The 13,966-nt window shown below is 61.7% G+C and carries 10 protein-coding genes and 1 pseudogene; 6 read left to right on the top strand and 5 right to left on the bottom strand.

Annotation, left to right across the window (positions count from 1 at the left end; all coding sequences use genetic code 11):
* Nucleotides 1-237: 237 nt before the first annotated feature.
* Together ACTG2G_RS11755 and ACTG2G_RS11750 are read right to left on the bottom strand one after the other, a co-directional pair.
* A pseudogene (locus ACTG2G_RS11755) lies at nt 238-3,286 on the bottom strand (beta-galactosidase).
* Nucleotides 3,287-3,475: 189 nt separating this feature from the next.
* Complete coding sequence (locus ACTG2G_RS11750; protein ID WP_421301328.1) at nt 3,476-4,483, bottom strand: substrate-binding domain-containing protein; 1,008 nt, start codon at nt 4,481-4,483, stop codon at nt 3,476-3,478.
* A gap of 201 nt (nt 4,484-4,684) precedes the next feature.
* Here ACTG2G_RS11750 and galE point away from each other — a divergent pair, with 201 nt between their 5' ends.
* From galE to bacA, 5 genes are all read left to right on the top strand, one after another.
* Nucleotides 4,685-5,698: a UDP-glucose 4-epimerase GalE gene (galE, locus tag ACTG2G_RS11745; protein ID WP_439985457.1), complete on the top strand. Its 1,014-nt coding sequence runs from the start codon at nt 4,685-4,687 to the stop codon at nt 5,696-5,698.
* Nucleotides 5,699-5,758: 60 nt separating this feature from the next.
* Nucleotides 5,759-6,817, top strand: coding sequence for a UDP-glucose--hexose-1-phosphate uridylyltransferase (locus ACTG2G_RS11740; RefSeq protein ID WP_429204543.1), 1,059 nt, complete (start codon nt 5,759-5,761; stop codon nt 6,815-6,817).
* The gene (galK, locus tag ACTG2G_RS11735; RefSeq protein WP_421387074.1) at nt 6,814-7,962 is read left to right on the top strand and encodes a galactokinase; all 1,149 of its coding nucleotides are present in this window, start codon (nt 6,814-6,816) and stop codon (nt 7,960-7,962) included. Before ACTG2G_RS11740 ends, galK begins: the two co-directional genes overlap by 4 nt.
* Nucleotides 7,959-8,948 carry a galactose-1-epimerase gene (galM, locus tag ACTG2G_RS11730; RefSeq protein WP_421387073.1) on the top strand — a complete coding sequence of 330 codons (990 nt, stop codon included), beginning with the start codon at nt 7,959-7,961 and terminating at the stop codon, nt 8,946-8,948. The genes galK and galM overlap by 4 nt, the downstream gene beginning before the upstream one ends.
* 115 nt (nt 8,949-9,063) lie before the next feature.
* Nucleotides 9,064-9,879: an undecaprenyl-diphosphate phosphatase gene (bacA, locus tag ACTG2G_RS11725; RefSeq protein ID WP_005355537.1), complete on the top strand. Its 816-nt coding sequence runs from the start codon at nt 9,064-9,066 to the stop codon at nt 9,877-9,879.
* A gap of 66 nt (nt 9,880-9,945) precedes the next feature.
* Here bacA and ACTG2G_RS11720 read toward each other — a convergent pair whose 3' ends face one another.
* The 3 genes from ACTG2G_RS11720 to ACTG2G_RS11710 all read right to left on the bottom strand — a co-directional run bounded on the left by ACTG2G_RS11720 (nt 9,946) and on the right by ACTG2G_RS11710 (nt 11,910).
* Nucleotides 9,946-10,641, bottom strand: coding sequence for a ChrR family anti-sigma-E factor (locus tag ACTG2G_RS11720; protein ID WP_224969248.1), 696 nt, complete (start codon nt 10,639-10,641; stop codon nt 9,946-9,948).
* Nucleotides 10,634-11,203 carry a sigma-70 family RNA polymerase sigma factor gene (locus ACTG2G_RS11715; protein ID WP_236293574.1) on the bottom strand — a complete coding sequence of 190 codons (570 nt, stop codon included), beginning with the start codon at nt 11,201-11,203 and terminating at the stop codon, nt 10,634-10,636. The genes ACTG2G_RS11720 and ACTG2G_RS11715 overlap by 8 nt, the downstream gene beginning before the upstream one ends.
* 140 nt (nt 11,204-11,343) lie before the next feature.
* Complete coding sequence (locus ACTG2G_RS11710; protein WP_439985456.1) at nt 11,344-11,910, bottom strand: LON peptidase substrate-binding domain-containing protein; 567 nt, start codon at nt 11,908-11,910, stop codon at nt 11,344-11,346.
* Between the two features lie 310 nt (nt 11,911-12,220).
* On the opposite strand from ACTG2G_RS11710, the gene argS reads away from it, so the two are divergent.
* Nucleotides 12,221-13,966, top strand: coding sequence for an arginine--tRNA ligase (argS, locus tag ACTG2G_RS11705; RefSeq protein WP_267529178.1), 1,746 nt, complete (start codon nt 12,221-12,223; stop codon nt 13,964-13,966).

Genomic DNA, 13,966 nt, shown 5'->3' with positions numbered 1-13,966 from the left:
CGAGCAATTGAGCAAGCGCCAATCAATGTAATCAGTTTGTTGTCATTTCTTCTGTGATCATGACGACAAAATGAAAACGTTTACACTCTGTTACATTGAAACTTTATATTTATTTTTCAAATACATATAAATAAAAATCAGATTTGAGACTCAATCTTTCCCACAGCATTGAGGCTAGTCGTTACTGGTCTGTTGTCAAAATGGCGCACAGGCTCGACAGTCGTCTCAATAGCTGGCTTAACGGAGAGTGCAGCCCCAACGGTAACGACGCTCGAGCAGTTGATACTCGGGACGCACGCTCTGACTCCAGGAGTCATCGCCACCCACCCCCATGTGGGCGCCATCGAGACAGACCCACAGCCCCTCTTCGGCCACCAGATCGCTCTGGTGACGGGCGGCGGCCAGCTGCTGCTGACTGAAGCGGCTGGCACTGAAATGGAAGCTGCCGCTCACCGTCGTGCTGCCCAGCTGCAACTGGCGGGTATCAGTTGTCACTCGGGAAAATGTAAGGGGTGTGCATCGCCTCCAGCGGCAAACTCCAGCGACCAAGATCGGCGCCCAGCAGACGATCCGGATAGTTCTCGTGCGGCCCACGCCCAAGCCATTCGACTCGCGCCGGTACCTCGGCCAGATGAAGCAGCAGACCGATCCGCGGCAGCGACGGCAGCACCTGTGCCAGCTCGGTTTCTATCTCTAGGCTCATGGCGCCATCGTCGGTAAAGCGGTGATGCCAGTGACTCACCAGCAGCAGCTCATCGTGGTGGAAGTAGCCATGACTGACCCGGATATCCCCTCCGGCGACCGCAATCCCCAGACAGCGGTGCTGCCACTGGCCGAGACCACACACCTGCCAGCGGGCAATCCAGGAGTTGGGGTCGGCGTGATCCGCTTCGCTGGTGCCGATGTCGTTGTCGAGCGGCGCCCGGTAGAAGTGATCCATGATCGGCGCCAGCAACTGCTCCTGCCCCGATTTTTGCCAACTGGTGATGCGGCCGCTCTGCTTGTCGAGCCGCCACTGACTGTTTGCGGTGGTGACCCGCCAGCCATCCGGCTGCTCGCTCAGGGTGGCGGCAGCGGCGGGAGCAGGCAGAGCAAGGGGGGTCGGCAGGGTGAACTGCTGACGGGCGACCTTGTGATCCGCCTGCGACCAGGGGGTAGCCTGCGGCTGAACGATGGCCAGATCGAGCCAAGCCAGTGAGCCTGCCGCAAAGGCGGGCAGTGTCTCGCTCAGGGTCAACTCGACCACCCCCTGTGGCGCCAGCTCAAGGGAGAACTCCCCCTGCTGCTGCACATGGCCGTTCTCACACAACTGCCAGCAAAGCCGCTCGTTGTCGGTTTCCCGAAACAGGTATTCGCTCTCGATCCGCACCCGCAGCGGGGTGTGCTCGAGCAGGGCAAAACGGAACGGCTGTTGGGCGCGCTTAGCCTCGCACAGGGCGGGATGGGGGGTGCGATCCGGGAACAGCAGGCCGTTGCAGCAGAACTGGCGATCATTTTGCACATCACCAAAGTCGCCGCCGTAGCCCCAGTAGTGGCGACCATCGGCGGTGTATTTGTCGAGCCCCTGATCGACCAAATCCCAGACAAACCCGCCTTGCAGACGTGGATGATCGCGAAACGCCTGCCAGTAGTGGGTGTAGCCCCCGAGACTGTTGCCCATGGCGTGGGCATATTCGCAGAGGATCAGCGGCCGGTGCTCGCCGGGCAGGCCGATCCACTTGGCCAGCGCCCACTTGGGCACCGCCGGGAAGGGCTGATCCTGATGGGTTCTGGCATACATGGGGCAGATGATGTCGGTGGCCGGGGTATCGGCCCCGCCCCCCTCGTACTGCACCGGACGGCTCGGATCGCTGCGCTTGATCCAGCCATACATGGCATCGTGGGCCGGGCCGTAACCCGACTCGTTGCCCAGCGACCAGATGATGATGGAGGGGTGGTTGAAATCCCGCGCCACCATGCGGGTCGCCCGCTCCAGAAAGGCATTGCTCCAGGCGGGATCCCGCGCCAGCCGCCCCATCGGAGTCATGCCGTGGGTCTCCAGATTCGCCTCGTCCACCACATAGAGACCGAGCCGATCGCACAGGCGATAGAAGTCGGGGTGGTTGGGATAGTGGGAGCAGCGCACCGCATTGAAGTTGTGGCGCTTCATCAGCAGCAGATCCCGCTCCATGGTGGCGCGATCGATGGCATAGCCTTTGGCGGGGTGATGCTCGTGACGGTTGGCACCGCGAACAAGCAGCGGCTGACCGTTGACCCGCAGCAGGCCGCCACGGATCTCCACCACCCGAAAGCCTACATCGCACGCCTCGCTCTCGATAGCCTGGCCCAGCTCGTCCAGCAGGGTCAGGGTCAGGCGATAGAGATGGGGCGTCTCGGCGCTCCACTTGCGCGGCGCAGCCACGTCGAGCCAGAACTCGGCGCGATCGTCATACGCCCCTTTTTCATCAATGGCTTGGGTACCGATCGGCTGGCGCAGGGTTGCGACCCGCTCGCCACCGTCATAGAGATTGGCCTCTACCGACAGCCCAGCCCCATTGGCGACTTGCAGGGCAATCTTGAGACGACCATCCCGATAGCAGGCATCTAGCTCGGGGGTCACCCGCATATCCATCAGATGGCGGGACGGTTTGTGCAGCAGGCTGACGGAGCGGAAGATCCCCGACAGCCACCACATATCCTGATCTTCCAGATAGGAGCCGTCGGACCAGCGCAGCACCAGCACCGCCAACCGGTTGCGACCGCTCTGCAGATATGGGGTCAGATCGAATTCGGCGGGCAGGCGGCTGTCCTGGGAGTAACCTACCCAGCGGCCGTTGCAGAAGAGGTGGAAGGCACTGCTAACCCCGTCGAAGATGATCCGGCTCTGGCCGCTTGCCAGCCAGTCGGCGGGCAATTCGAACTCGCGGGAGTAGCAACCGGTGGGGTTCTCTGCTGGCACCCGGGGCGGATCGCAGGGAAAGGGGTACTTGATATTGGTGTAGATGGGGCCATCGGTGAGCGGCCGCGTAGCCGGATAGGCGGCATCCAGCTGCCAGTTACCCGGCACTGTAATGGGGCAGGCATCCGCCAGATCCTGCGCCAGCCAGCTCTCGGGCACCCGCTCGGGGGCGGCAAAGAAGGAGAAGCGCCACTCGCCATCGAGCAAGAGACGGGAGGAAGAGGCCAGATCACCCCTGGCATCCGCTTCGCTGCGCCAGCTGAACATGGGGGTATGGGCTGCCAGCCGGTTTACCGACGTAATGGCCTGAGTCTGCCAATCCTGACGCGCCACTATCTCCCTGAGCATTCACTCTCTCCCTGCTGATTGGAAAACGTATTCAGTCTAGAGAAGTATGACGCAGGGAACGGCGATCTCGCTCACACAGATGTAAACGATTACACTAATTTTGTTAAGTAAAGCGGAGTAAAAATGATTAAAAATAGGTAAAACAATAACTGTGCAAGAAACGGCCCCGAACAGGGCCGCAAAAGGGGGCTATCCGGCCCGAACCGGTGCCACCGAGTGGCGATTGATCAGGGTGGGGGTATAGATCCGGCTCTGGGTCGCGTCACTCTCCCCCGCCGCCAGCTGAATGGCCAGCTTGGCCGCCTGGGCCGCCATCAGCTCGATGGGATAGCGCATGGTGGAGAGCTTGGGCCTCAGGTATCTGGCATAGATGATGTCATCGAAGCCCACCACCGAAACCTCCTCCGGCACTCGCAGGCCGTTGTCGGCCAGCACTGAGATGGCGCCCGCCGCCATGGCATCGTTATAGGCAACCACGGCGGTCACCTTGAGCCCCTTGGCCAACAGGTTGAGCATGGCGCGCTCGCCCCCCTCCTCGTTCGGGGTGCCACTCTCGATAAGCTCGGGATCGGCTGCCAGACCCGCCTCCATCAGCCCATCCTGATACCCCTGCAGACGCAAGGTGGCATCCTCGATGGCGTGATCAGAGCTGATAAAGGCGATATGGCGGTGGCCCAGTTCGATCAGGTGGCGAGTCGCCGTAGCCGCCCCCAGCCGGTTGTTGAGAGCGATGCAGCGCCCCTTAAGGGCAGGAATATCACGGTTGATCAGCACCATACCGGGCACCCGCATGGCGTAGTCGCAGAGCTCTTCGTCGCTGAGCGCCTTGCTGTGCACCACCAGCGCCTCGCAGCGCTTGCCGATCAGCAGCTCGATCGCTTCACGCTCCTGACGCTCCTTGTGAAAACCGTTACCCATCAACAGGTGAAGGTTCTGCTCGACGGCCACGCCGGAGACCCCCTTCACCAGTGCACCGAAGAAGGGATCGGCTACATCACCGACCACCACCCCCATGGTGTCGCAAGTCTGGCTGACCAGTGCCCGCGCGTTGGCGTTGGGGGTGTAGCCCAGTTCGGCCATTGCCTTCTGCACCACTTCGCGAGACGCAGCGCTGGCCTTGGGGGAGTTGTTCATCACCCGTGAAACCGTTGCCACCGACACATTGGCCAAACGGGCGACATCCTTGATGGTGCTCATGCTGTTTTCACTTCTTTCACTGTGCAATAGAGCGCCATTATACCCAGCAAACCCATTGAAAACAGGGGTGAAACGTATATCTGCCGTCAGGATAACCATAAAAACAGTGTAATCGTTTACACTGTTTTGCAAGCAAGCTCACAGTTTGGTCGCCACACCCTCGGCTAGACTGCTTCCAGACACTTTTCAGTGGAGAGCAAGATGAACGTTCTGGTCACCGGCGGTTGCGGATATATCGGCAGCCACACCTGTCTGGCCCTGCAAGCGGCAGGCATGAATCCCGTGGTGGTCGACAACCTCTGCAACAGCAAGCGCAGCGTATTGACTCGAGTCGCGGCTATCAGCGGCCAGCAACCCGTGTTATATCAAGGAGATATTCGCGATGCCGCCCTGCTGGACCGGATCTTCGCCGAACAGCAGATCGATGCAGTGATCCACTTTGCCGCCCTCAAGGCGGTCGGTGAGTCGACTCGCATTCCACTGGATTACTACGAGAACAACCTCGGCGGCACCCTCACTCTGCTGCAGGCGATGAAACGGGCCGGGGTGCACAATCTGGTGTTCAGCTCCTCGGCCACCGTCTACGGCGATCCCGCCAGCCTGCCGATCCGCGAGGATTTCCCGCGCAGCGCCACCAACCCCTACGGTCGCTCCAAGCTGATCATCGAGGAGATCCTCGAAGATCTGCAACTGGCCGAACCCCACTGGAGCATGACCCTGCTGCGCTACTTCAACCCGGTCGGCGCCCACGACTCGGGCACTATGGGGGAAGATCCCCAAGGCATTCCCAACAATCTGATGCCCTATATCACCCAGGTCGCCATTGGCCGTCGCGACTGCCTGTCTGTCTTTGGAAACGATTACCCCACCCCGGACGGCACCGGTGTGCGCGACTACATCCACGTGATGGATCTCGCCGAAGGGCACGTCAAGGCACTGCAACACTGCGCCGGCAAGGGTGGCATGCACACCTACAACCTGGGCACCGGCGAGGGCCAGAGCGTGTTGCAGCTGGTCGCCGCTTTCTCCGCCGCCTGTGGCAAGCAGTTGCCATTTCGCATCGAACCGCGCCGCCCGGGCGACATCGCCGCCTGCTGGGCCGATCCGGCCAAGGCCGAGCGCGAGCTGGGCTGGCGGGCGACCCGCAACATCGACGCCATGTGCGCCGACAGCTGGCGCTGGCAATCCGCCAATCCGAACGGTTACGAGGAGTAGGCCTGCCTGCTCCCTGTTAATAGACGACCCTATTTTTCAATACCTTATTCAGGAGAGATGATGTTCAACCCCGTCGATCATCCCCATCGCCGCTTCAACCCGCTGACCGGCCAGTATGTGCTGGTCTCCCCCCATCGGGCCAAACGCCCCTGGCAGGGACAGGTGGAGAAGGTGAGTCAGGCCCCCAAACAGGCCCACGATCCCGACTGCTTCCTCTGCGCGGGCAACCCCCGGGTCACTGGCGACATCAACCCCGACTATCAGGGCACCTTCGTCTTTACCAACGACTTCGCCGCTCTGATGCAGGATACTCCGGCCGCCGATAGCGCCAGCGATCCCCTGCTGAAGCTGGAAGCCGCCCGCGGCACCAGCCGGGTCATCTGCTTCTCGCCGGATCACGGCAAGACCCTGCCCGAGCTGCCGCTGCCCGCCATCGAGGGGGTGATCACCACCTGGATGGATCAGGTCGCCGAACTGTCGGCCCAGTGGGAGTGGGTGCAGGTCTTTGAAAACAAAGGTGCCGTCATGGGCTGCTCCAACCCGCACCCCCACGGCCAGATCTGGGGCAGCGACTTCCTGCCCAACGAGATCGCCCGCGAAGAGCAGCACCAGCGTGACTGGCTGGCCGAGCATGGCCGCCCCATGCTGCTGGAGTATGTGGAGCGGGAGCTGGCGGATCGCTCGCGCATCGTGGTGGAGACCGAGCACTGGCTTGCCGTGGTCCCCTTCTGGGCCGCCTGGCCGTTCGAAACCCTGCTGCTGCCCAAGGCGCACCTCCCCTCCATGCTCAACCTGACCAAGGCCCAGCAACAGGATCTGGCAGTGGCGCTCAAGGAGCTCACCAGCCGCTACGACAACCTGTTCGAGTGCAGCTTCCCCTACTCCATGGGCTGGCACTTTGCACCGCCCAAATCGGAGTGCCCCGAGGCGTGGCAGCTGCACGCCCACTTCTATCCGCCACTACTGCGCTCCGCTACCGTGCGCAAATTTATGGTGGGCTTCGAGATGCTGGCCGAAACCCAGCGCGACCTGACTCCGGAGCAGGCCGCCGAACGGCTACGCGCTCTGAGCCCCGTTCACTACACCCAGACCAACCACACCAATGAGGAGGCCCTATGACCCCCAGCCAACGCGTCAGCACCGTTTTTGCCGAGCAATTTGCCAAAGCGCCCGATCTGCTGGTGCGCGCCCCCGGCCGCGTCAACCTCATCGGTGAACATACCGACTACAACGACGGCTTCGTGCTGCCCTGCGCCATCGACTACGAGACCTGCGTTGCCATAGGTCTGCGCGATGACCGGCAAGTACAGGTGATCGCCGCCGACTACGACAACCAGCGCGACCAGTTCGACCTCGACCAGCCCATCGAGCACCACCCCAACCAGCGCTGGAGCGACTACATCCGCGGCGTGGTGAAGTATCTGCAGGAGCGTGGTTATGCCCTGCGCGGCCTCGATCTGGTGGTCTCCGGCAACGTGCCGCAGGGGGCGGGACTCTCCTCCTCCGCCTCGCTGGAAGTGGCCATCGGTCAGGCCTTCAAGGAGGCGCTGGGGCTCGATATCAGCCAGGCGGAGATCGCTCTCAACGGTCAGCAGGCGGAGAACAAGTTCGTCGGCTGCAACTGCGGCATCATGGATCAGATGATCTCCGCCAGCGGCAAAACCGGCCACGCCCTGCTGCTCGACTGCCGCTCGCTGGAGACCCGCCTCATCCCCATGCCGGCGGATCTGGCGGTGCTGATCGTCAACTCCAATGTGCGCCGCGGTCTGGTGGACAGCGAATACAACACCCGTCGCCAGCAGTGCGAAGAGGCCGCCCGTCACTACGGGGTCAAGGCGCTGCGCGATCTCGATCTGGCCGGACTGGAAGCGGGCAAAGCCGGGCTGGATGAGGCCTGCTACCGCCGTGCCCGCCACATCGTAGGGGAAAACGCCCGCACCCTGGCGGCCGCCGATGCGCTGGCCAGCCACAATCTGACCCGACTCGGCGAGCTGATGGCCGAGTCGCACGCCGCCATGCGCGATGACTTCGAGATCACAGTGCCCGCCATCGACGGTCTGGTGGAGATCATCAAGGCTAGGATAGGCACAGATGGCGGCGTGCGGATGACTGGCGGCGGCTTCGGCGGCTGCGTGGTCGCCCTGTTGCGCCCGGAGAAAGTGGCCGAGGTGATCGCCGCCGTCGAGGCGGAGTATCCGGCCATCTCGGGCCTCAAGGCCGACTGCTACGTCTGCTCTGCCAGCGCCGGTGCAGGCAAGCTATGAGCAGCGCCATGACGCCATTCGAGCTGGAAAACGAGGAGGGGCTGCGCCTGCGCGGCCTCGATTTCGGCGCCACCCTCACCTCCCTCACCCTGCCGGTGGCGGGCAAACGGCGCGAAGTCCTGCTGGGTTGTGCCGACGACGCCTATCCCGCCCAACAGGTGTGGCTGGGCGCGGTGGCCGGGCGTTTTGCCAACCGCATCGGCGGCGCCGAACTGCTACGCGATGGCAAGCGCTGGTCGCTGGATGCCAATCAGGCCCCCAACTGCCTGCATGGCGGGCAGGCGGGCTTTCATCGCCAGCAGTGGCAGATCAAGGAGCTGGAAGCGGATCGGGTCAAGCTGGCGCTGCTCTCTCGGGCGGGGGATCAGGGCTTTCCCGGCAATCTGCGGGTCACCCTGGAGTACCGGCTGGAGCAGAGCGATCTGGTGGTGGATTTTGTGGCCAGCACAGATGCAGCGACCCCGGTCAGCCTTACCAGCCACGCCTACTTCAATCTCGATGGGCAAACTGATGGCGGAGATGTCCGTGACCACCTCATCAGCATCAATGCCGACCACTTCCTGCCGACCGACCCGATCGGTTTGCCGATCGCCATCACTCCGGTGGAGGGGCCATTCGATCTGCGCCGCGAGCGCCTGATTGGCCAGGATTGGCTGAACCATCCCCAGCAGCAACAGGCCAAGGGGTACGATCACGCCTTTGTGCTCAATGGACCGGAGCAGAAGTGGGCAGCTCGAGTGGTATCAGGTGACAGGCAGCTGGCGATGGAGGTCTACACCAACCAGCCTTCACTGCAGTTTTACAGCGGCAACTGGCTGGCCAATACCCCGAACCGTAGCGGCCAGTCGCACCGGGATCACGACGGCTTCTGTCTGGAGGCGCAACAGCTACCGGACAGCCCCAATCGCCCCGAGCTGGGCAACCCCTGGCTGCTGCCGGGCGGGCGTTATCACCACCAGACCCGCTACCGCTTTATCCGCGACTAACTTAAAGAATTCATGATTTTTACATAGCCTCAGCAGTCACAATCGAGCAAGATATGCCGCCCCGAGACCCTTTCGGGGCGTTTTTACATCAACGAAGTTAAGGATTGTTTGTTCGATGACTGACACTTATAGCCTGCTGGTCGCCTTTATTCTGGGCGTCGTCGAGGGGCTGACCGAGTTCCTCCCCGTCTCCTCCACTGGCCACATGATTATCGTCGGCCATCTGCTGGGCTTTGAAGGGCCCAAGGCTGCCACTTTCGAAGTGGTGATCCAGCTTGGCTCCATCCTCGCCGTGGTCGCCGTCTTCTGGCGCCGCCTGTTTGGCCTGATTGGCATCCACTTCGGCCAGAAGCCGTCCCGGGATCACGCGACCCTGTCGCTGGTGCATGTCATCCTCGGCATGATGCCCGCCATCGTGGTCGGTCTGGCCATCCACAGCTGGATTAAGGCCAACCTGTTTGGTCCACAGACCGTCATGTACGCGCTGGTCGCGGGGGGCATCCTGCTGATCATCGCCGAGAAGTTCCGCCCTGCAGTCACAGCCGAAACCCTGGATGACATCAGCTACAAGCAGGCGTTCGGCATCGGCCTGTTCCAGTGTCTGGCCCTGTGGCCCGGCTTCTCCCGCTCGGGCGCAACCATCAGTGGTGGCATGCTGATGGGGATCAGCCGTCACGCCGCCGCCGAGTTCTCCTTCATCATGGCGGTGCCCATGATGGTGGCGGCCAGCGGGCTTGATCTCTACAAGAGCCGCGATTTTCTCTCGATGGCCGACTTCCCGATGTTTGCCGTGGGCTTTATCACCGCTTTCGTGGTAGCGATGTTTGCGATCAAGACCTTCCTGACATTGATCCGCCGCATCGACTTTATCCCGTTCGCCATCTACCGCTTTATCGTGGCATTCGCCGTCTATCTGGTGTTTGTCGCCTGACCGGCAACCAGCAATCAAATGAAAAAAGGGACCAATCTGGTCCCTTTTTCTATAGCGTCATGGTGCTCAATAGAGATGCTGGCTGATGCCATTCAGCAGCCGCGACAACCCCTTGGTGAACTGCACCGGCGCATCCTGCACCGTGTAGCAGAGGCAACCATCTGGCGTATGCGGGCTGTGGGAGTGGCTGGCATCGCGCCAAATGAAATCCCCCGCCTTGTAAAGGGTATCGCCATCCTGAATGTTGCCAGCCAACAGCAAGGTCAGCTCATAGCCCTGATGGGTGTGCTCGGGGATGCGACCGCCCGCTTCGATATGGAGCAAACTGGCGCGCGCCCCCATCTCGTCCAGCGGAAGACTCTGCTGACGAATAGCCCCGATATGGCGCCACTTGGGCGAACGATAGCGGGCCAGCACCCGTGGCAAACGGTAGGCGTGACCGGCTACCTCCAACTCGCTGGGCTGGGCTCGGGGCTGGTCATGTGTTGGCTCGGAGAGGGGCTCTGCCAGCGGCTGGGCCAGAATATCCGCCAGCATGGCGTCGAATCCGGCGTCCAGTCCCACTTCATCGCGGGAGTCCAGCTCAGGCTCTGCTGGCGAAGCAAGATATTGCTGCGCCAGCTCCTCTTCGAATGTCTTCAGTCGGGCAGCACAATCGGGGCAGAGTTCACAGTGAGCGGAGAGCCCCACCGCCAGCGGCAGAGGCAGCTCGTCGGCGGCGAAGGCGCGCAGCATAGGGTCGGTCGGATGGGCTTTAATCATGGCCTTGCTCCACTTGCTCTTTCAGTTTCTGTAACGCCAGCCGGAGGCGGGACTTGATGGTACCGAGCGGCACGCCGAGTCGCTCCGCCAGCTCCTGCTGGGAGAACTCCTGCAGATAGATGCCGCGCACCACCTGCTGTTGCGGCTCCGGCAGGGTGCCCAGATAGTGGGCCATCTGACGGGTCAGCACCGCATCCTCCCCTCCGCTCAGATGCTCCTCTTCGGCCTGAAACTCCAGCACGGGCCACAGCTCCTCGGCACAGAGCTCCTCCTTGCTGGCGCGACGACGGCGCAGCATGTCGAAGCACTGGTTGCGCATCACGGTGTAGATCCAGGTGGTCGGCGCCCCCTTCTCGGGGTGGTAGAGGCGTGCCTTCTGCCATACCAGCAGCATGGTCTCCTGCACCAGCTCCATGGCGTTGGCCTCGCTGCCGAGATGGCGCAGGCCATAGCTGCGAATGCGCGGCGCAAAGTGTTGGAACAGGCGAGCAAAAGCAGCCTTGTCGGCCTGCTCTGCCACCCTGATCAGCAGAGATTTGAGGTCGCCATCCGGGTTATCCATCACGGGCGAGGTCCTGCGTATGGTCGAGTGTGGTTGGCCAGTATATGCCATTGCGCCATCCCTTTGGTGTGCTGTCGAAAATGCTGTGGTGATGACTTGTACGGCGCTGCGGCGCTGGCGGATCAGCAGGTCAGAAAAAATCAGTGGCTGGCCACCAGAACCCCCTTGAGCAGGGCGATGGCGGGCTGATTGTCGGCGGCGGCCAGCAGCAGTTGTTTCTGTTCAGGGGGGATCGGCAACACCTCCAGCCAGCGCTGGGCCACCCAGTTGCCATCGTCCCAGCGGGGGGTGGGATAGAGGGCGGCGTAGTCGGGATAGTCGGCAAACACCTCCCGCAGTGCCTCGACCAGCGGTTGCTGATCAGGATGGAGCCGGCGGGGCGGCCAGGCCGTCAGCGGCGTCACCTCGCCGATACGCAGGCCATCCTGCTCCTGCCACAGATCCTCTATCTGCACCCGCTCCATCCCCTGCACCGTAATCCCCAACATGCCGTCCGGCAGCCGGTCGAAATCGATGATGGTGACCCGGGTGGCGATGGGCAGCATGTTGCGCAGGGCGTCGGGCTGGCGAGGGTCCACCATGCAGAGGGCAAAGCCGGACTCCCCCGCCTCGGCAATCATCCGCTGGTATCTCGGTTCGAAGATCCGCAGCGGCATGATGCCGCCGGGCAGCAGGTGGGCAGATAGGGGAAACAGCGCCAGTCGCATCGCAAACTCCTCGGTTGGGAACCTCTGTTGATACGCCGGGCCAGAGGGAGGAGATCATTCCCGTCAGTGGAAAGGAAAAACCCTTAACAATCAGGGGAAAATAGCCTGGACAAGCCGCTTCGATATGCAGTAGAAATGGATGAGCACCGTAATTTCCGCCCAATATTCTGGAATATGGCGCTAAACGCAGTGAAATATCCGCCCGACAGCGAGCGGCGGGTCATCCCTATAGTTTTCTCGGGCCGATGCGGGTAAAATTCACGCCCTTATATATCAGTCATTTTTCGACGCGCAACCTTGGTGGTCAGTTATGAAAGAGCATATTCATCATCTACTTGAACAAACGGTAGCCAATCTCAAGTCAGCAGGCGTCCTGCCGGCGGACCTGGAAGCCCGCGTGCAAGTAGACCGATGCAAGGAAAAAGCTCACGGCGACCTGGCTACCAACTTGGCCATGCTGCTGGCCAAACCGGCCCGCAAGAATCCCCGTGAGCTGGCGGCTGCCATCATCGAGCATCTGCCTGCCTCCGACCTGATCGCCAAGGTCGAGATCGCCGGTCCCGGCTTCATCAACTTCTTCTTCGACCAGCGCTGGCTGGCCGGTCAGGTTGAGGCCATGGTGACCTCTGCCAGCGCCAACGTACGGTTGCCCGCGCCACAAACCGTGGTGGTGGACTACTCCGCCCCCAACGTGGCCAAAGAGATGGCGGTGCACCACATCCGCTCCACCGTACTCGGTGACGTAGCTGCGCGCGCGCTGGAATTCCTCGGCCACAAAGTGATCCGCGCCAACCACATCGGTGACTGGGGCACCCAGTTCGGCATGCTGATCGCTTATCTGGAGAAGATGTCCAACGAGCACGCCAGCGACATGGCGCTCAAGGATCTGGAAGCCTTCTACACCCAGGCCAAGCGTTGCTACGACGAAGACGAAGCCTTCGCCGAGCGCGCCCGTAACTACGTGGTCAAGCTGCAGGGCGGCGACGAGTACTGCCGTACCATGTGGAAGAAGCTGGTTGACATGACCATGGAACAGAACCAGATCAACTACGACCGCCTGAATGTCTCCCTGACCAACAAGGACATCATGGGCGAGTCCATGTACAACGACATGCTGCCGGAGATCGTGGCCGACCTGAAAGCCAAGGGGCTGGCGGTCGAGAGCGAAGGCGCTACCGTTGTCTTCCTGGACGAGTTCAAGAACAAAGATGGCGAGGCCATGGGCGTCATCATCCAGAAGAGCGATGGCGGTTTCCTCTACACCACCACCGACATCGCCTGTGCCAAATACCGTTATGAGACCCTGGGCGCCGACCGTGTCATGTACTTCATCGACTCCCGTCAGCACCAGCACCTGATGCAGGCCTGGACCATCACCCGCAAGGCGGGCTATGTGCCGGAATCCGTCCCCCTCGAGCACCACGCCTTCGGCATGATGCTGGGCAAGGATGGTCGTCCCTACAAGACCCGTTCCGGTGGCACCGTCAAGCTGGTTGACCTGCTCAACGAGGCCGAAGAGCGCGCCGCTGCGCTGCTGGAGAGCCGCAACAGCGACCTCTCTGCCGAAGAGAAGGCCAACGTGGTCAACGCCATCGCCATGGGCGCGGTGAAGTATGCGGATCTCTCCAAGAACCGTACTACCGACTACATCTTCGACTGGGATCTGATGCTGTCGTTTGAAGGCAACACTGCCCCTTACCTGCAGTACGCCTACACCCGTATCCAGTCCATCTTCCGCAAGGCCAACATCGATGCCGAGACGCTGACCGGCAACGTGACCCTGAACGAAGAGGCCGAAGAGGTGCTGGCCCAGAAGCTGATCCAGTTCTCCGACGCGGTCAACGGCGTGGCCGACAAAGGTATGCCGCACCTGCTCTGTACCTACCTGTACGAGTTGTCCGGCAACTTCATGACCTTCTATGAAGCCTGCCCGATCAACAAGGATGGCGTGGACGAAGCAACCCGTCAGAGCCGTCTGCTGCTGTGCGCCGCCACCGCCAAGGTACTGAAACTGGGCCTCGGCGTACTGGGCATCCATACCCTGGAGCGCATGTAA

The sequence above is a fragment of the Aeromonas sp. 55A genome (assembly GCF_051919665.1).
Taxonomy (GTDB): Bacteria; Pseudomonadota; Gammaproteobacteria; order Enterobacterales; family Aeromonadaceae; genus Aeromonas; species Aeromonas veronii.
This window is presented reverse-complemented; position numbering and strand designations above follow the sequence as displayed.

Excerpts from the sequence above, each read along its gene's own strand:
- ACTG2G_RS11750 (WP_421301328.1), bottom strand. The coding sequence starts at position 4,483 with ATGAGCACCATCAAGGATGTCGCCCGTTTGGCCAATGTGTCGGTGGCA.
- galE (WP_439985457.1), top strand. The coding sequence starts at position 4,685 with ATGAACGTTCTGGTCACCGGCGGTTGCGGATATATCGGCAGCCACACC.
- ACTG2G_RS11740 (WP_429204543.1), top strand. The coding sequence starts at position 5,759 with ATGTTCAACCCCGTCGATCATCCCCATCGCCGCTTCAACCCGCTGACC.
- galK (WP_421387074.1), top strand. The coding sequence starts at position 6,814 with ATGACCCCCAGCCAACGCGTCAGCACCGTTTTTGCCGAGCAATTTGCC.
- galM (WP_421387073.1), top strand. The coding sequence starts at position 7,959 with ATGAGCAGCGCCATGACGCCATTCGAGCTGGAAAACGAGGAGGGGCTG.
- bacA (WP_005355537.1), top strand. The coding sequence starts at position 9,064 with ATGACTGACACTTATAGCCTGCTGGTCGCCTTTATTCTGGGCGTCGTC.
- ACTG2G_RS11720 (WP_224969248.1), bottom strand. The coding sequence starts at position 10,641 with ATGATTAAAGCCCATCCGACCGACCCTATGCTGCGCGCCTTCGCCGCC.
- ACTG2G_RS11715 (WP_236293574.1), bottom strand. The coding sequence starts at position 11,203 with ATGGATAACCCGGATGGCGACCTCAAATCTCTGCTGATCAGGGTGGCA.
- ACTG2G_RS11710 (WP_439985456.1), bottom strand. The coding sequence starts at position 11,910 with ATGCGACTGGCGCTGTTTCCCCTATCTGCCCACCTGCTGCCCGGCGGC.
- argS (WP_267529178.1), top strand. The coding sequence starts at position 12,221 with ATGAAAGAGCATATTCATCATCTACTTGAACAAACGGTAGCCAATCTC.